The sequence below is a fragment of the Duganella sp. Root198D2 genome (assembly GCF_001428585.1).
Taxonomy (GTDB): Bacteria; Pseudomonadota; Gammaproteobacteria; order Burkholderiales; family Burkholderiaceae_D; genus Rugamonas.
On the sequence record NZ_LMIC01000023.1, the window covers coordinates 288,037 to 306,291 of the forward strand.

The 18,255-nt window shown below is 63.5% G+C and carries 16 protein-coding genes; 15 read left to right on the forward strand and 1 reads right to left on the reverse strand.

Annotated elements, in window-relative coordinates:
- The first annotated feature begins 9 nt into the window (after positions 1-9).
- From ASE26_RS18930 to ASE26_RS18940, 3 genes are all read left to right on the forward strand, one after another.
- Entirely contained in the window at positions 10-192 is a 183-nt protein-coding gene (locus ASE26_RS18930) for a hypothetical protein (protein WP_055923599.1), read from the forward strand.
- Between the two features lie 83 nt (positions 193-275).
- Positions 276-4,400 (forward strand): ATP-binding protein, encoded by a 4,125-nt coding sequence (locus ASE26_RS18935; RefSeq protein WP_055923596.1) that lies wholly within the window; start codon positions 276-278, stop codon positions 4,398-4,400.
- A complete protein-coding gene (locus ASE26_RS18940) occupies positions 4,382-5,305 on the forward strand; it encodes a diguanylate cyclase domain-containing protein (RefSeq protein WP_055923593.1) in 924 nt (307 codons plus the stop codon). Before ASE26_RS18935 ends, ASE26_RS18940 begins: the two co-directional genes overlap by 19 nt.
- On the opposite strand, the gene ASE26_RS18945 is transcribed toward ASE26_RS18940, so the two are convergent.
- Complete coding sequence (locus ASE26_RS18945) at positions 5,286-6,275, reverse strand: diguanylate cyclase (protein ID WP_082507079.1); 990 nt, start codon at positions 6,273-6,275, stop codon at positions 5,286-5,288. The genes ASE26_RS18940 and ASE26_RS18945 overlap by 20 nt on opposite strands.
- 143 nt (positions 6,276-6,418) lie before the next feature.
- Between ASE26_RS18945 and queE the strand changes: the two genes are divergently transcribed.
- The 12 genes from queE (at position 6,419) to ASE26_RS19005 (ending at position 18,207) form a co-directional block, all read left to right on the forward strand.
- Positions 6,419-7,051 (forward strand): 7-carboxy-7-deazaguanine synthase, encoded by a 633-nt coding sequence (queE, locus tag ASE26_RS18950; RefSeq protein ID WP_055923587.1) that lies wholly within the window; start codon positions 6,419-6,421, stop codon positions 7,049-7,051.
- 14 nt (positions 7,052-7,065) lie between these two features.
- Positions 7,066-7,509, forward strand: a complete 444-nt coding sequence (queD, locus tag ASE26_RS18955; protein WP_055923584.1) for a 6-carboxytetrahydropterin synthase QueD — start codon at positions 7,066-7,068, stop codon at positions 7,507-7,509.
- Between the two features lie 7 nt (positions 7,510-7,516).
- The gene (gene tadA, locus ASE26_RS18960; RefSeq protein ID WP_055923581.1) at positions 7,517-7,969 is read left to right on the forward strand and encodes a tRNA adenosine(34) deaminase TadA; all 453 of its coding nucleotides are present in this window, start codon (positions 7,517-7,519) and stop codon (positions 7,967-7,969) included.
- Positions 7,970-8,009: 40 nt separating this feature from the next.
- Positions 8,010-8,906, forward strand: a complete 897-nt coding sequence (locus tag ASE26_RS18965) for an alpha/beta fold hydrolase (RefSeq protein WP_057246734.1) — start codon at positions 8,010-8,012, stop codon at positions 8,904-8,906.
- A complete protein-coding gene (gene ldcA, locus ASE26_RS18970; RefSeq protein ID WP_057246735.1) occupies positions 8,903-9,802 on the forward strand; it encodes a muramoyltetrapeptide carboxypeptidase in 900 nt (299 codons plus the stop codon). The genes ASE26_RS18965 and ldcA overlap by 4 nt, the downstream gene beginning before the upstream one ends.
- A complete protein-coding gene (locus ASE26_RS18975; protein WP_055923572.1) occupies positions 9,802-11,085 on the forward strand; it encodes an FAD-binding oxidoreductase in 1,284 nt (427 codons plus the stop codon). The genes ldcA and ASE26_RS18975 overlap by 1 nt, the downstream gene beginning before the upstream one ends.
- Before the next feature lie 459 nt (positions 11,086-11,544).
- A complete protein-coding gene (locus ASE26_RS18980) occupies positions 11,545-13,146 on the forward strand; it encodes an ABC-F family ATPase (RefSeq protein WP_055923569.1) in 1,602 nt (533 codons plus the stop codon).
- Positions 13,147-14,286 carry a quinolinate synthase NadA gene (gene nadA / locus ASE26_RS18985; protein ID WP_055923565.1) on the forward strand — a complete coding sequence of 380 codons (1,140 nt, stop codon included), beginning with the start codon at positions 13,147-13,149 and terminating at the stop codon, positions 14,284-14,286. It abuts the gene before it with no gap.
- Positions 14,283-15,149 carry a carboxylating nicotinate-nucleotide diphosphorylase gene (gene nadC, locus ASE26_RS18990; protein WP_055923562.1) on the forward strand — a complete coding sequence of 289 codons (867 nt, stop codon included), beginning with the start codon at positions 14,283-14,285 and terminating at the stop codon, positions 15,147-15,149. Before nadA ends, nadC begins: the two co-directional genes overlap by 4 nt.
- A 171-nt stretch (positions 15,150-15,320) precedes the next feature.
- Positions 15,321-16,388, forward strand: coding sequence for a hypothetical protein (locus tag ASE26_RS18995; protein WP_057246736.1), 1,068 nt, complete (start codon positions 15,321-15,323; stop codon positions 16,386-16,388).
- The gene (locus ASE26_RS19000) at positions 16,389-17,525 is read left to right on the forward strand and encodes a hypothetical protein (RefSeq protein ID WP_057246737.1); all 1,137 of its coding nucleotides are present in this window, start codon (positions 16,389-16,391) and stop codon (positions 17,523-17,525) included. It begins immediately after the preceding gene.
- Between the two features lie 175 nt (positions 17,526-17,700).
- The gene (locus ASE26_RS19005) at positions 17,701-18,207 is read left to right on the forward strand and encodes a hypothetical protein (RefSeq protein ID WP_055923559.1); all 507 of its coding nucleotides are present in this window, start codon (positions 17,701-17,703) and stop codon (positions 18,205-18,207) included.
- The last annotated feature ends 48 nt before the right edge of the window (positions 18,208-18,255 follow it).

An 18,255-nucleotide genomic window follows, 5' to 3' on the forward strand; every position in this document is an offset into this window, starting at 1 on the left:
AGGCCAGTCATGCCAAAAGGAGCCAGCCCGAAGCGGGAGCGCGAATACAAGGAACTCAAGCAAGAGTTCAAGGAAGAGCACCGCTACCCCGGCCGCGAGGAAGAGGTCGCAGCGCGCATTGTAAACAAGCAGCGCCGCGAGCACGGCGAAACCAAGGCGCAGAAGTCGCGTTCGGGACGTAAAGTGCATTAATGAAGGCACGTTGAGCAAGACTTTCTGGCAACTTTGCGCTGGAGAGTCGGTTATACTCGGGGCTTCGGAGAACCGGAGCTGCCATGCCAGACCACGCCTTGCCCGAACGTCCTGACCTGCGACACAGGATTGGCCCGGCGGGCCTGGGGACGGTGCTGGCCGGACTGATGGCAATCTCGGTCCTGCTGCTGGCCTTACTGGCGGCGGCCCTGCTGGGCTGGCGCACTGCCGGCGAACTCAAACACAGCATCGGCCAGGGCCTGGCGCAGCGTGCCGGCGACAGCGCCGACCAGCTCGACGCCGCCATGTTCGAGCGCTATCGCGAAATACAGCTGCTGGCGCGGCGCGCCGGTGCGCTGGCAGAGCAGCACACGCCGGCGCAGCGGCGCCACCTGCTGGAAGACCTGCAGCGCACCTATCCCCTGTATGCCTGGATCGGCCTGGCCGATGCGGCAGGCAAAGTCAGCGCCGCCACCGGCGGCGTGCTGGAAGGCGCCGACGTTTCGAAACAGCCTTGGTGGGCCGAGGCGCCCAGCGGAGTGTATGTGCACGATGTGCATGCCGATCCGCTGCTGGGACGCCTGCTGCCGTCCAACGGTGGCCGCCCCCTGCGCGTGCTGGACCTGGCCTTCCCTTACTACGACGGCGCCAGCCGCCCGGCGGGCGTGCTGGGGGTGCAATTGCACTGGAACTGGGCGCGCGAACTGCTGGCGGAAAACACCATGGTGGTGGCGCGCGAGGGCAAGGTGCTGGCGGGCCCGGACGGCTTGCTCGAGCAGACCCTGCCAAGCAGCGCGCTGGCGCAGGCGCGCTTGCAGCATTCCGGCTATGTGGAAGAACGCTGGGCCGATGGGCGCAGCTACCTGGTCGGCTATGGGCGCACGCGCGGCTACGACGGCTATCCGGGGCTCGGCTGGACGGTGCTGGTGCGCCAGGATACGGCCAGCGCACTGGCGCCGGTGCGCCGCCTGCAGGCCGCCCTGGCACTGGGCGGGATGGTACTGGCGCTGCTGTTTGCACTGCTGGGCTGGCGCACCGCGCGCGCCTTGTTGCGGCCGCTGCAGCAGGCCACGGCGGCGCTGCACGCGGTGGAGCAGGGCACGGCGCGCGAAGTGGCGCCGCTGGCGGGCAGCTTCGGCGAAATGGAAAGCCTGCGCCTGGCGTGCAACGGCGCGCTGCTGCGCCAGCGCGATCTGCTGCAGCAACTCGAGCGCGACAAGGGCGCACTGCAACTGCAGCTGGAGGAGCGCAGTGCAGAACTGGCGCTGGCGCAGGGCGACGGGCGGGCCCTGGCAGCGCGCATGCATGCCATGCTCGATGGGACGCAGGAAGCGTTTATCGGGCTGAGCGAAGCCGGCATCGTCAGCGACTGGAACGGGCGTGCCAGCGAAATCTTTGGCTGGCAGCGCGCGCAAGCGTTGGGCAAGCCGGTCGACCAGCTGTTGCAGGCCAGCGCCGGCCTGCTGGCCGGCCTGGGCGACGGCAGCGTCGGCCAGCCGGTGGCCCTGACGGGCTGGCGCCGCGACGGTACGCGCTTCGACGCCGAACTGACGCTGCGGCGCCATGCGCTCGATGGCGCGCAAGCGTATGCGGTGTTTGTGACCGACGCCACGCAAAGCCGGCGCAGCGAAGAGGCGGCGGCAGAACAGCTGTCGGCGCTGGCCAGTGCCCAGCTGGAGCTGGCGGACAAGGAGCGCTTCCTGCGCACGGTGGCCGACCATAATCCGGCCGCCATCGGCTACGTCGACCAGGACGAGGTGTTCCGCTTCGCCAACCGCAGCTACCAGACCCTGCTCGGGATCGATCCGGCCGCCATGATCGGGCGCAGCATGAAGGAAGTACTGGGCGAGCAGCTGTACCGGCAGATCGAGCCGCAGGCGGCGGCGGCGCTGCGCGGCGAGCGGGTGCACTTCGAGACCGATACCGAGCGCGCCGGCTGGCAGCGCCACTTCATGACCGACTACATCCCCGACACCGATGTGCAGGGCGAGGTGTGCGGCTTCCATATCGTGGCGCTGGACATCACGGCGCGCAAGAAGGCCGAACTGCAGCAGCAGGAAGCCAGCCGCGCCAAGAGCGCCTTCCTGGCCAATATGAGCCACGAGATCCGCACCCCGATGAACGCGGTGCTGGGCATCGGGCAACTGCTCGAGCGCACGCCTCTCAGCGCCGAACAGCAGGAATACGTGCGCCTGATCCGCGCCTCCGGCAGTGCGCTGTTGGCCCTGGTCAACGACATCCTCGACCTGTCCAAGATCGAAGCGGGCAAGCTGGCCGTGGTGGCCGCGCCGTTCCAGGTCGACGAGCTGGCCGAAGCGGTGGCGGCGGCGATGCAGTCGGCCAGCGTGGGCAAGCGCCTCGACCTGCTGCTGACGCTGGATGCGGACCTGCCGCCCAGCCTGGTGGGCGACTTGCAGCGCCTGCGCCAGGTGGCGCTCAACCTGGTGGGCAATGCCATCAAGTTCACTGCCGAAGGCGAGGTGCGGGTGCATATCGGCAGCAGTGCGCCGGGCAGTTCGATGGAAATCCTGCAGCTGGTGGTGAGCGACAGCGGCATTGGCATGAGCGGCGAGCAGCTGGGGCGCCTGTTCAATCCTTTCGAACAGGCCGACAGTTCGACTGCACGGCGCTTCGGCGGCACCGGGCTGGGACTGTCGATTTCGCAGCAGCTGGTGCAGCTGATGGGCGGCACCATCACGGTCAGCAGCGAAGCGGGTCGCGGCAGCGAGTTCGTGGTGTCCGTGCCGCTGCAAGTGGCGCGCCGCCAGCGCCTGGAAGGTTGCGCAGACGGCGCGCTGGCCGGCCTGCGCGTGCTGCTGGTGGATGACCATGTGCCGACGCTGCATTACCTGGAGGCGCAATTGCGGGGCTGGGGCTGCGTGGTGGAGGCGCATGCGGCGGCGCCGGCCGCCGATGCCGCCAACTGGGACGTGGCGCTGGTCGACTCGGTACTGCTGGACGCGCAGGGCACGGCGCCGTTTGACGGCCTCTGCCTGGTAGCGCTGAACCGCAGCCTGGACCGTCATTCGCTGGCGGGCGAAGCGGCAGCGCTGGCCAAACCGGTCATGCCCGGCGCCCTGCGCCTGCTGCTGCAGGGCTTGCGCCAGCGCGGCGCCGTGCCGCAACTGGCGCCGGAGGCGGCGCAGGCAGCCTATGCCAGCGTGCTGCGCGGCGCGCGCATCCTGCTGGTGGAAGACAACCTGACCAACCAGGTGGTGGCGCGCGGCGTGCTGGAGCCGACCGGCGCGCTGGTGACGGTGGCCGAGCATGGCCAGCAGGCGGTGGACATGCTGCGCGCCGAGCCGGCGGCGTTCGACCTGGTGTTGATGGATGTGCAGATGCCGGTGATGGACGGTTTCGAGGCGACCCGCATCCTGCGCGCGCAAATGGGCTTGCGCCTGCCGATCCTGGCGATGAGCGCGGGTGTGCTGGATACCGAGCAGGCCAGGTGCCAGGAATGCGGCATGGACGGCTTCATTCCCAAGCCGGTCGAGTACACGCAGATGCTGGCCACGATTGCGGCCCACCTGGGCGGCGCCGCGGCGCGGGCGCCGTCGCCACCGCCGCCGGCCCTGCTGCAGCAGGCGGCAGCAGCGCCGGCGGCGCACAGCGACGCCGAGCAGCAACCCGGCGTGTTCGCCATCCGCAAGCTGCTGGCGGTGATCGGGCACGGCCCGCAGCGGCAGAACATTGTTTCACTGGTGGAGCGCGTGGTACGCCAGTCGCAAGGGGAACTGGACGCGGCCCGGGCGCACTGGCAGGATGGCGATGCGGTGGCCGCTGCGGCGGGCCTGCATGCGCTGCGCGGCGGTGTGGGCAGCCTGGGCGCGCGCAACTTCGCCGACGCCACACTGGCGGCCGAGGCGGCCCTGCGCAACGGCGATGGGGCCGAGGCCGGGCGCCAGTTCGAACTGGCGCAGATGGCGCTGTCGGCGACGCTGCAGGCCGGCGCGCGCTGGCTGCAGCTTGAACAGCCGGCGCGCGCGGCCGGCGTGCAGCAGGATTTGCACGCGGCCATGCATACCCTGGCCGAAATGCTGCGCCGGCAGGACCTGGATGCACTGGAGCAGTTCCGCCAGCTGCGGCCGCAACTGGCCAGCGAGCGCGGCGACGACGCTGCGGCGCAATTGGAAACGGCGATCGAGGCGCTGGACTTCGGTACCGCGCTTGATGTGTTGAGTGAGGAAGCATGGAAAGCACCATCCTGATCATCGACGACAACCCCGACACCATCCGCCTGATGAGCGCCATGCTGCGCGAGCAGGCGCGGGTGCTGTTTGCCACCAACGGCATGGCGGGGCTGGAAATCGCACGGGCCCAGCGCCCGCAACTGATCCTGCTCGACCTGCAGATGAAGAGCATGGACGGTTTTGCCGTATGCGACCGCATCATGGCCGATCCCGACCTGCGGCATTGCCCGGTGATTTTCGTGACCGCCAGCAGCGGCGTGGAAAACGAGATCGCCTGCCTTGATGCCGGCGCGGTGGACTTCATCACCAAGCCGCTCAGCGGGCCGGTGGTGCAGGCGCGCGTGCGCACCCATTTGCGCTTGCAGGCGGCGCTGGCCAGCCTCGATACGCTGGCGCACAAAGATGGCCTGACCGGCCTGCACAACCGGCGCTATTTCGACGAACAGTTCACGGTCGAAGTGGCGCGGCACCGGCGCCAGGGCGCGGCACTGGGCGTGGCGCTGGTCGACGTCGACCATTTCAAGCTGTACAACGACCACTATGGCCACCAGGTGGGCGATGAGTGCCTGCGCACGGTGGCGCAGGCACTGGCCCAGTGCACGCGCCGGCCGGGCGAACTGGTGGCGCGCTACGGCGGCGAAGAGTTCGTGGTGCTGCTGCCCAACAGCTGCGAGGAAGAGGTGCAGCGCTACGGCACATGGATCTGCGAGCACGTGGCGGGACTGCATCTGCCGCACGCCGCTTCGCTGGTGGCGCCGCATGTGAGCATCAGCGTCGGCCTGTGCTCGCTGCCCCCCGACACCGACGACACGCCGGCCAGCTTGCTGGAGGCGGCCGACAAGGCGCTGTATGAAGCCAAGCGCTCCGGCCGCAACCGCGCCATGCTGGGCGGAGCGCAGCGCGCTAAGTGCCGGGCAGGCTGATCCGGTTGCGGCCCATATGCTTGGCGCGGTACAGCGCCGCGTCGGCCGTGGCCACCAGCTGCGCCGGCTGCTGCTCGTGCGAGGCGATCGCGGTCGCGGCACCGATGCTGACCGTGACGTAGCGCTGGGACGCGCCGCTGTTGGGCAGGCGCAGCGCTTCGATGCGGCAGCGGATCCGCTCGGCGACGATGGCGGCGCCTTTCAGCGACTGGTTGGGCAGGATCACGGCGAACTCCTCGCCGCCATAGCGCGCCACCAGGTCGTTGGCGCGCATTTCGCTCGCTACTGCGCTGGCGATGCGCTTCAGGCAATCGTCGCCGCCGACATGGCCGAAGGCGTCGTTGTACTGCTTGAAGTTGTCGACGTCGACCATCAGCAGCGACAGGGGTTGCGCCTGGCGCAGGGCGCGCTGCCACTCGGCCAGCAAGGTATGGTCGAAGCAGCGCCGGTTGGCCAGCCCGGTCAAGCCGTCGCGCGTAGCCAGCTGCTCCAGCGCGATCTGGGTCTGCTTTTCCTCGGTCAGGTCGCGCAAGGTCTCGACCACGGCCACCAGCTGCCCGTCGCTGTCGTAGATCGGGCTGGCATCGGCGGCCAGGTAGCGGCGGCCGGCGCTGCGCGGCATTTCGCACCAGTTTTCCGCACACAGGTTGTCCCTGGTCCCGGCCGGGCCGCGCGACTGGCCGTCGTACAGGTCGAGGATCTCGCCGGTACGGCCGGCGATCACCAGGTCGGCCAGGGTCGGGCGCTGGTTGGCGTAGAAGGCGCACCAGTGCGCGCTGCTGCCAAGCAGCTCGTGCGCCGGGACGCCGGTCAGGCGCTCGCAGGCGCGGTTCCAGATGATGACCCGGCCCTGGGGGTCAAGGACAAAAGTGGGAATGACCAGCAGTTCCATCAGCTTCAATGCGAAACCCTGCGGCTGGTCCGGGCAGGGGGCTTCCATCAGGTGGGAGCTCTGGAGGAGACTATTCATTTGGCGGCGGCCCTGTTTGTTGTTCACTGCGTCGGGAACTTGATTGTGCCGCCGCCGCAAGAGGCAAATGTTGACGAAGCGCAAAGGCATTTCGTTTCGTGAAACGCGCTATAATGTAGGGTTGCCGACCACCGGATTCACCCGTGACTTATAGCATCAAGGAAATTTTCTACACCCTGCAGGGCGAAGGCGCCCACGCCGGGCGGCCCGCCGTGTTTTGCCGTTTTTCCGGCTGCAACCTGTGGACCGGCCGCGAACAAGACCGCGCCAGCGCCGTCTGCCAGTTTTGCGACACCGACTTCGTGGGCACCGATGGCGAAAACGGTGGCAAATTCGCCGCGCCGGCGGCCTTGGCGCAGAAAATCGACAGCCTGTGGCCGGCCGGCCATGGCCATAAATATGTGGTGTTCACCGGCGGCGAACCGCTGCTGCAGCTCGATGCGCAGCTGATCGACGCGATGCATGCGGCGGGCTTTACCATCGCCATCGAAACCAACGGCACCATGGAAGTGCCGGCGGGCGTGGACTGGATCTGCGTCAGCCCGAAAATGGGCGCGCAGCTGGTGGTCAGCAAAGGCAATGAAATCAAGGTTGTGATCCCGCAGAAGGACCAGGACCTGGCCGCCTATGAAGGCCTGGATTTCGAGAATTTCTTCGTGCAGCCGATGGATGGCCCGCTGGCGGCCTTCAATACCACGCTGGCGATCGAGACCTGCAAGCGCAATCCTAAATGGAAACTGAGCCTGCAAACCCATAAACTGTTGAACATACCTTAAGTATTGCTGACTCGATGTTAACTATTACCCGCAAACTGGAATTCGATGCTGGCCATCGCATTCCGGACCACAAGAGCCAATGCCGCAACCTGCACGGCCACCGCTACACCTTGGAAATCACCCTGACCGGCAAGGTGATCGACTCGGAAGGCAATTCCGACAATGGCATGATCATGGACTTTTCGGACGTCAAGACCATCGCCAAAGAGCATCTGGTGGATGTCTGGGACCACGCCTTCCTGGTGTACGAAAAGGACGCCGCGGTGAAGGATTTCCTGTCCTCGCTGCCGAGCCACAAGACCGTGGTGATCGACCGTATCCCGACGGTGGAAAACCTCGCGGCGGTGGCCTGGGATATCCTGAAGGCCGCCTTCAAGGACCGTTACGGCACCGGCCTGCACCTGCACAAGCTGGTGCTGCACGAAACCCCTAACTGCTGGGCTGAAATTGTCGAATGAGTTGTACATGCGCGAGGCGCTGCTTGAAGCGCGTCGCGCCTGGGCGGAAGGCGAGGTGCCGGTCGGCGCCGTCGTCGTCAAGGACGGCGTGGTGATTGGCCGCGGCTACAACCAGCCGATCGGCCGCCACGACCCGACCGCCCACGCTGAAATCATGGCGATGCGGGCCGCTGCCGAAGCACTGGGCAACTACCGCCTGCCGGGCTGCGAACTGTATGTGACGCTCGAGCCATGCGTAATGTGTTCCGGCGCCATGATGCACGCCCGCCTGTCGCGCATTATTTACGGCGCCACCGATCCCAAGACCGGCGCCTGTGGTTCGGTGGTCAATGTTTTCGAGAGCGGACAGCTGAACCACCACGCCGAGGTGGAAGGCGGCCTGCTGGCCGAGGACTGCGGCCAGGTCTTGAAGGATTTCTTCGCCGAACGGCGCGCTTTGCGCAAAAACAACGTCGCCTGAGCGCGCGCCACGCGCCGCTTTGGCGGTGCTATGCTGAGCTATGTCCAGCGTTGATATAAACGGTATTACGATTACCTACGAGTCCAGCGGCGACCCGGCCGGCCCGGCTGTGCTGCTGAACATGGGGCTGGCCCTGCAACTGATTTCCTGGCCGGGCGAACTGGTCGACGGGCTGGTGCAGCGCGGCTTCCATGTGATCCGTTACGACAACCGCGATGCCGGCTTGTCTTCCCATTTCGACCATCTTGGCGCGCCCAACCTGTGGCTGGCCTACCTGCGCCACCTGTTCGGCTGGCCCCAGAGCGCGGCGTATACCTTGAACGATATGGCTGGCGATGCGCTCGGGCTGCTTGACGCATTGGGCGTGGCGGCAGCGCATATTGTCGGTGTGTCGATGGGCGGCATGGTGTCGCAGATCATGGCGGCGCGCTATCCGACGCGCACGCTGAGCCTGACCTCCATCATGTCGAGCAGCGGCCGCCGCGGCCTGCCGGGGCCGACGCCGGCGGCGCGGCGCATCCTGCTGCGCCGCACGGCAAGTGCGCACCACCGGGCGCGCGTGGTGGAGCAGATGGTCGATACCTTCCGCACCATTGGCAGTCCGGCGTTCCCAATGCCGGACGATTTGCTGCGGCAGATGGCCGGTGAGGCAGTGGCGCGCAGCGTGAGTGGTGACGGGGTGGCGCGGCAACTGGTGGCGATTGCCGCTTCGGGCGACCGCAGCGCGCTGCTGCGCAAGATCCGCTGCCCGGCACTGGTGATCCATGGCGATGCCGATCCCCTGGTGCCATGCGCCTGCGGCATCGACACGGCGCGCCAGATCCCGGGGGCGCGGCTGGAGCTGATTGAAGGCATGGGCCATGATATGCCGCCGGCCTTGGTGGGACGCCTGCTTGCCTTGCTGGAACAACATCTCCGGGGTAATATGGCCGGGTGAAAAATATCGGAATTGCCATTGCCGGAACCAGCGGCTACCCCATCGATGACGCCGCGCTGGCACGCGGCATTTCCCGCCTCCAGTCGCAAGGCTATATCGTCCACAATTACTACGACGCGGAGCGCAAATTCGAGCGCTTCGCTGCCTCGGATGGCGAGCGCCTGGCACAGCTGAACGCCGCCGCAGCCGACCCCGAATGCCAGATCGTGATTGCCTTGCGCGGCCAATATGGCATCAGCCGCATCCTGCCGCACATTGATTTTCGCAGCATGGCCGACAGCGGGAAGCTGTTTGTCGGTTTCAGTGATATCACGGCTTTCCATATGGGCCTGTACCAGGCGACAGGCCGCATCAGTTTCGCCGGGCCGATGAGCGCGGACTTGGTTCGCGAGGAGCCGGTTGCGTACACCTTGAAACAGTTTTGGGATTGCCTGAAGGGGCCGACCCATTCCGTGCGCGGCACGGGGGCAGGCAATCCGCAGCTGGACGTGCAAGGCACGTTGTGGGGCGGCAACCTGGCAATGATCAACCACCTGATTGGCACGCCATACTGGCCGCAGATCGATGGCGGCATCCTGTTCCTTGAAGATATCGGCGAACATCCATACCGTGTCGAGCGCATGCTGCTGCAGCTGCATTTTGCCGGCGTACTGGAGCGCCAGCGCGCCATCGTGCTGGGCGATTTTTCCGGTTACCGGTTGTCGCCGCACGATAACGGTTACGACTTCGACACGATGCTGGCGTATATCCGCAGCCTGCTGCCGGTGCCGGTGCTGACCGGCCTGCCGTTCGGCCACGGAGAATCGCGCTGCACCTTGCCATTCGGGGCGCGGGCGCATCTGGTTTCCGACGGCGAAGGCTTTGACCTGACAGCAAGCGGCTATCCAACGCTGTGATGAACGGCGCGGAGAGCTACTACCGCGCTACCGCGCCCGGCGATGCCTGCGCGCCTCTGGCGGGCCGCCAACAGGCGCGCATCTGCATCGTCGGCGCCGGTTTTGCGGGATTGGCGACGGCGATGTCGCTGATGGAGCATGGCGAGCGCGACGTGGTCCTGCTGGAAGCCGAACAGGTCGGCCACGGCGCATCCGGCCGCAATGGTGGCTTCGTGTTCGGCGGCTATTCGCTCGATGAACAGGCTTTGCTGGCGACCGTTGGCGCGCAGCAGGGCAGGCGGCTCTACCAGCTCACGCTTGGCGCTGTCGACCAGATCCGCCGTCGTATCGCGCAGTACGGCATTGATTGCGACGCTACGCATGGCGGCATTTACCTCGCCAACTGGTTTGACGATCCGCGCGTGCTGGATGAGCGCCAGCACTTCATGCGCGACCACCTGGGCGTCGAGTGGCAACGGATTTCGCCGGCCGATTTCGCCCAGCGGGCGCGCAGCGAGCGTTATTTCGGTGCCCTGTACGAGCAAAACGCCTTCCACTTTCATCCGCTGAAGTACGCGCAGGGCCTGGCGCGCACGCTGCAGGCTGGCGGCATCCGTGTGCATGAAAACAGCCGTGTGGTCTCGATCGAGGCGCTGCCGCGGGCCGCCGGAGGCAAGGGTTGGCGTGTCGCGACGGCGGCTGGCGAAGTGCTGTGCGAGGAAGTTGTCGTCTGCTGCGGCGGCTACCTCGAGCGCCTGTATCCTGCGCTGGCCGGCGCGATCCTGCCAATTGCGACGTATGTCATGGTGACCGAGCCGCTCGGCGGCCGGATGCCGCAGGCATTGGCCACTGATGCGGCCATTTACGACACACGTTTCGCCTTCGATTACTACCGTCCACTGGCGGACAGCCGCTTGCTGTGGGGCGGCCGCATCTCGGTTCGATCGCGTAGTCCGGAGGAGGTGGCGCGCCTGTTGTATGACGATATGCTGAAAGTCTATCCCCAGCTCGCGGGCACCAGGGTCGATTACGCCTGGAGCGGCTTGATGAGCTATGGCCGCCACAAGATGCCGCAACTCGGCAAGCTGCCAAATGGGGTCTGGTATGGCATGGGGTTCGGTGGCCACGGGGTGGGGCCGACATCGTTGGCCGGCGATGTCCTGTCGGCTGCCCTCATGGGCGAACTCAGTAAGGTCGAGCAGTTCGCAGCCTGGGGCCTGCCGACCACCGGCGGCCCGGCCGGGCTGCTGGCTGCACAAATGACGTATTGGTACTACGAATTGCGCGACTGGATGCGGCAATAGAGGGGTGTTCGCGAAATACAGGAAAATTCTTATTCGCTCTTAATCACTCTTATTGCCTCTTGATTGAACTTATTCGCTCTTAAATTGGTCGAAGCTGGCACTGCGCTACGCCGGACGAAGTGTTTCGCCAGTACAGTTCGTGAATGCCGTGGGCGGCTCGTTCAGGAATGCATGGACGACCATCTGGGTCCGCTTTCCAAATGACAATGAATGGCAGCCGGCGATGTTCCTGCGCAAGAAAGTAAGGAAATTTAAGAGCGAATAAGAGTAAATAAGAGAAAACAAGAGTGGTCAAGAGCGTTTAAGAGTTTTCCGCGAAATCGGAAAGAGGCACTATCCCGTAGCGTCTCGTGATGTTTTTGATGATTATTTTGCATCACCACCGAGGGCCGCTCCTATGCGTCCCTATGGTGGGCGGGGTATAATGCCCGATTCGCTTTTACCCACATTTATTCCAGCATGCTTTCTACCGCTAACATCACCATGCAGTTCGGCGCCAAGCCGCTGTTCGAGAACATTTCCGTCAAGTTTGGCGACGGTAACCGCTACGGCCTGATCGGAGCGAACGGCTGCGGCAAGTCGACCTTCATGAAAATCCTCGGTGGCGACCTCGAACCGTCTGCCGGCAATGTGAGCCTGGACGCCAACGAGCGCCTCGGCAAGCTGCGCCAGGACCAGTTCGCGTACGAAGAAAAGCGCGTGCTGGACGTGGTCATGATGGGCCACACCGAGATGTGGGAAGCGATGTCCAAGCGCGACGCCATCTACGCCAACCCGGAAGCGACCGACGACGACTACATGGAAGCGGCCGAACTGGAAGGCAAGGTCGCCGAATACGACGGCTACACCGCCGAAGCGCGCGCCGGCGAACTGCTGATGGGCGCCGGTATCGACATCAGCCTGCACCAGGGCCCGATGAGCGCCGTGGCGCCGGGCTGGAAGCTGCGCGTGCTGCTGGCGCAGGCCCTGTTCTCCAACCCGCACATCCTGCTGCTGGACGAACCGACCAATAACCTGGACATCGATACCATCCGCTGGCTGGAAGACACGCTGAACCAGCGCGATTCGACGATGATCATCATCTCCCACGATCGCCACTTCCTGAACCAGGTATGCACCCACGTGGCCGACATGGACTACGGCACGCTGAAGATCTATCCGGGCAATTACGACGAATACATGCTGGCCTCGACCCAGGCCCGCAACCAGCAATTGGCCAACAATGCCAAGGCCAAGGACAAGGTCGCCGAACTGCAGGACTTCGTGCGCCGCTTCTCGGCCAACAAATCCAAGGCGCGCCAGGCCACCTCGCGCGCCAAGATGATCGACAAGATCAAGATCGAGGACATCAAGCCATCCTCGCGCGCCTATCCCTTCGTGCGCTTCGACGGCGAGAAAAAGCTGCACCGCCTGGCGGTGGAGACCCAGGGCATCTCGAAAACCTATGACCGCACCCTGTTCAAGAACGTCGACCTGGCAGTGGAAGCGGGCGAGCGCATTGCCATCATCGGCGCCAACGGCGCCGGCAAGACCACCATGCTGCGCTGCATCGGCGGCGCAGAGATCACCGGCCTGAATGCTGATACCGGCCTGGTGAAATGGGCGGAAAACGCCAACGTCGGCTACATGCCGCAGGATCCGACCGAGGAATTCGCCAGCGACATCAACCTGACCGACTGGATGGGTCAGTGGACCAAGGAAGGCGACGACGACCAGGCTGTGCGCTCATCGCTGGGCCGCCTGCTGTTCGGCGGCGACGAAGTCAAGAAATCGGTCAAGGTCCTGTCGGGTGGTGAAAAAGGCCGTATGATGTATGGCAAGCTGATGCTGGGCCGCCACAATGTCCTGCTCCTGGACGAGCCGACCAACCACATGGACATGGAATCGATCGAGTCGCTCAACATCGCCCTGGAAAAGTACGCCGGCACCCTGATCTTCGTGTCGCACGACCGCGAGTTCGTTTCCTCGCTGGCCACCCGCATCATCGAGATCAAGGAAAAAGAAGTCGTGGACTTCCGCGGCGGCTATGAAGACTACCTGAAGAGCCAAGGCATCGAGTAAATGAACGCAACCGTTGTACCGATCAAGACTGTCGAATTCGAGAAGCCAGTCGAAGGCGGCAGCTGCGTGGCCCATGCGTGGGCCCGCACCCCGGCACCTGTGCCGGCCAACGAGAAAATCCTGCTGAAGGAACGCATCAAGACCCTGCTGCGCGAGCGTAACGCCGTGCTGGTGGCCCATTACTACGTGGACGCCGACCTGCAGGACCTGGCCGAGGAAACCGGCGGCTGCGTCTCCGATTCGCTGGAAATGGCGCGCTTCGGGCGCGACCATCCGGCCAAGACCCTGGTGGTGGCCGGCGTCAAGTTCATGGGCGAGACGTCCAAGATACTGAGCCCGGAAAAGACCGTGCTGATGCCGGACCTGGACGCCACCTGCTCGCTGGACCTGGGCTGCCCGCCGGAAGACTTCATCGCTTTCTGCGACCAGCACCCGGACCGCACCGTGGTGGTGTATGCCAACACCAGCGCCGCCGTGAAAGCGCGCGCCGACTGGATGGTCACCTCGTCGATCGGCCTGGATATCGTCAAGCACCTGCACGAGCAGGGCAAGAAAATCCTGTGGGCACCGGACAAGCACCTGGGCGGCTACATCCAGAAACAGACCGGCGCCGACATGCTGCTGTGGCAGGGTTCCTGCCTGGTGCACGACGAATTCAAGGGCGTCGAGCTGGACCTCCTGAAGGCCGAGCACCCGAACGCCAAAGTGCTGGTGCACCCTGAGTCGCCGGCCGGCGTGGTCGAGCAGGCCGACGTGGTGGGCTCCACTTCGCAGCTGATCGCTGCCGCAGTCAGCCTGCCAGCTACCGAATTTATCGTCGCCACCGACAACGGCATCCTGCACAAAATGCGCATGGCCGCACCGGGCAAGAGCTTCATCGAAGCGCCAACTGCCGGCAATAGCGCCACCTGCAAGAGCTGCGCGCACTGCCCGTGGATGGCGATGAACGGCCTGCGCAACCTGGCAGACGTGCTGGAAAACATGGACAACGAAATCCACGTTGACCCTGAAATCGGCAGGCTGGCGCAGCGCTCGATCAACCGCATGCTCGATTTCGCGGCTGCCAAGAAAGCCAAAATCGCCCCAGGCGCAGACCTGGCGAAAGAAGCGCAACTGTTCCAAGGTATCGGTCCTGCATGAGCACTCTGAAAAATAAATTCGCACCGTTCGACGATGCATTGGCGGGCGCGTATGAACGCAACCTGCTGGCAGCCCTGATGGAAGATATCGGCACCGGCGACCTGACCGGCAAGCTGGTGCCGGAAGAGGGCCGTGCCACCGCGCGCGTAATCGTGCGCGAAGAGGCCGTGCTGTGCGGCGCGCCATGGTTTGAGGGCGTGATGGAAGCGCTGGATCCCGCAATCGGGATCGAATGGCATTATGCGGAAGGCGACCTGATGGCCGCTGATTCCCCGGTCTGCACCATTGTCGGCCCGGCGCGCGCAATCCTGACGGCCGAACGCTCGGCGCTGAACTTCATGCAGCTGATGTCGGGCGTGGCCACCGCGACCCGTCGCTATGTCGACGTGATCGCCGGCACCACGGCAGCCATCCTCGACACGCGCAAGACGGTTCCAGGCATGCGCCTGGCACAGAAGTATGCGGTACGCGTGGGCGGCGGCCAGAACCAGCGCCTGGCGCTGTATGACGGTATCCTGATCAAGGAAAACCATATCGCGGCCGCAGGCGGCATTACCGCCGCCCTGGCAGCGGCCAAGCGCCTCGACGCGAAAGTCAGCATCCAGGTCGAAGTGGAAACCCTGGAGCAGCTGGAAGAAGCCTTGAGCGCCGGCGCAGTCTCCATCCTGCTCGACAACTTCGACCTCGACATGATGCGGGCCGCCGTGCAGCTGAACGGCGGCCGCGCGCTGCTGGAAGCCTCCGGCGGCGTCAACTTCGACACCGTGCGCGCCATTGCCGAAACCGGCGTGCACCGCATCTCCATCGGCGCCCTGACCAAAGACATCAAGGCCACCGACTTCTCCCTCCGTATCATCGGCTAATTTTAATTGCATTGTGGAAGCCATCCTGTGGGATGGCTTTTTTTGTTGTTTTTATCAGTTCTCTGAGCTGATGTGATGATTAGAGATATTTGTTGCGCTTTATCAAGCGCACAATCGCCATTCTTTGAGATTTCGCAAAGCCACCGCAGATAAATCTGTTACGGAGGGCATATGTCGAAGCACCAGATATTCCTGGTCCATGGGATGGGCAATTTTGAACGAGGCTGGTCAGACGGGGTAAAGCAGCTTTTGCTACAGAAATTTGGTGCATATAAGGCGTTGGCGAACGACAACTACGCCGGGAGTTTTGAGTTCAAGGAAATCGTTTACGGGGATGTCTTTGAGTCCTGGCGCCAGCAATGGAAAGACGATGCCGCCAAGGCAGCCAAGGCAATGACTGATGTTGGCCTTTCGGGCGGACTTAGCGGCAAACTAGTAAGCTTGGCGAACAGCACATCAGGCAACAGCTTTTTTCAGACGCATGTGCTGGACGTCATCATGTACCGCTACCTGATGCCGCTGACTGAGTCGGTTAGGCGCTCTATCCAATCACAAGTCCTGGGCCACCTGAACAGCTTTCCGGCCTATCATTTGCCGCGTTATTCGGTGATCGCTCATTCCCTTGGGGCGGCGGTAATGTATGAGAGCTTCCACGCGATGATGACCGATCCGCAGGGACTCCCACTTACCTTCCGTCCTCAAAACTACTTCGCTGTAGCGAACGTGGTCAGACCACTGTGGAACCGAGGCGGGACTTGCTATCCGAGCGAGATGGGCCCGGCATTGAGTGATGACGAAGGGTTGTGCTACCGCTTCGGGAACTATTCGCACGCACTCGATCCGTTTACTGCCTTTATGCCATTTGATCCACCTGAAGAAGGCTGGTTCAGTCCGCGGGCTCCTAAGGCGGCTGTTTACCACAATGTGCGCCTGCCAGTTGAGGATCTACACGATTTCAATGTCCACTCGTTTGAGCATTACGTTGATCATCCAGACGTGCACGTGCCGATGCTGCGTGCGCTGACGGGATTCGAAGACTTGGTGACGCAAGCTGAGCATCAGAAGGCTTTGACGGATTGGCGCAAAAAAAGTCTTAAGGGCAAAGCGCGCGACACTGCAATTGATGCCTTACGCCAACTGCTGGTCAGGAATGAGGCTCACTATGGCAAGCACGTCGATGCTTTGCTGGCGTTCCGTGACATTGTTCTGGCCCAAGGCAAGGCCGATGGGGAGTCTTGAATGAACAAGCTGATTCGCTTGATATTCTTCGCATTGCTGGCCAGTGTCGATGCGCGTGCCGGCGATTGTCCGTTTACGCCCAAAGCAGATTCATCCGGCGCGACTCAATGGAATGAAGCTTTGCGCCGGCTCAGTATGCAGAACTGTGCCGGAGATCCGAATGAAGACCTGGCTGAACTGGTACGTGCCTACGAGGGATTTACCAAAGATGCCAAGGGCGAAGGTGATGCTCCGCAAGCTGTGGCGAAGGGAGTTACAGCCTCGCTAGATCTGCTGGCGGGATTTGCCAGCGGCAAGGCCGGCGGCAGCGCAAACACCGAGCAGTGGCGCGCCATGCGCGATGAGATCAGAGCCAGTCAAGCGAAAGCAATCGCTGTCTACGTCGCGTCCCCATCCATGATTATGGCGCCGGGCGATACAATTGTTTCCAACAGGTGGAACGATTTTCCCGCAAGCGCTCTACAACTGAACGGAGTGAAGATAACGCCGCTTGCCCCACTAGAATGTCCAGCGGCAACCTGTCCAGGATTCGGTGACCGGGTCGACATGCTGCGCGTTATACGCATCATGAGCAACCTCGGGGCCTATGCCAATTCTGACTGGTTAAAAAAGAATGTTGCCATCGCTGAGAGGGAGCGCCGGCGCTGGGAATCGTATCGTGCCGACGGCCACCACCAGTATATTTGGGAGGTCGTCGTGAACGGGTACGCAATGAAGGGTTCCCATTGTACCCGCAAAGAAAATGCGAGCAAAGAGCGTATTTACCTCGGCTTTTGCGAAGTGCCGACCGCCCAGTGGATTGTGCTGCACCCCGATGCAGCACTGCGCTGGTCGCATAGTGCTGAGCAGTCGTCCGATTTGAAGCCCGCCTTCATCATTGAGGCGCTCGGCCGCTACTGGTGGCGTTGGGGAGGCGAGAGCGGCGCCACGATGCTGGACCGCAGGGGAGTTGCGCTCGCTACATCATATTCGGACTACCGGGGAGAAAAACGATGGAGCTATGGCCCGATGCTACATTACGATAGCTATAGCCTGGCCATCACCAAGGCAGCCGGCGGGCGCTGGGGCTTGGTATTGAACATAGGATTGGCTGGGAAGATCTTCGACGTGAAGGGCCGGTTAGAGGACTTGCCTTAAGGGAGTAATGGGCAGAGGCTTTGTATGCGGAATTTGGTGCAGGCGCACGCGTATTTGTTGCGCGTATGTCGCAGTGACAAAGAGTGAGTTTCTAAGTAGGTTTGTGGCGTAAAGTTTTCGCTGGAGCCGCCGCTCCGGCGTCTCCAATACCCCCAACTGTTCTGGAGGAGACGCCATGTCAGAACTATTGCACATCAGTACCACGCTGGCCAAGATCATCGCCCGCATCAATCCCAAAGTGTGGGAAGTGATCGGCGGCGGGCCGCTCGGCAAGAAGTATCACTATGCTTCCCAGTATGCCGAGCCGGACCCGGTGCCGTGGCTGGAAGCTTCGCAGCTTGCCGCTGTCAGCCTGGCCCAGCGGCAGGTCGATGCGGCAGCCGCACTATTGACCCAGGGCGGCGACACCAAAGGCTTCCTGAAAGCCACGCTGGATGACTGGTGCGGCACCGTGCCACGTCCGCCGCTGAACTGGCCCGGCCACGGCCCACGCCCACCACGTCCACCACGCCAGGATGAACTGGAAGACTACACGCTGCCCATGGCGGGTGGCCTGGCATTTGTCGCACTGAGCGAAACGATCGGCAATGAAGGATTTGCCAAGCAGATCGCTGAACTGGGCGGCAACATCATTGACCGCACCGCCACCTATGCACTGGAGCATGCCGAAAAGCGGCGTTGAAAGAAAAAAGCCGCCCGGGCAGGGCGGCTTCTGGCACAGGCAGGGCCG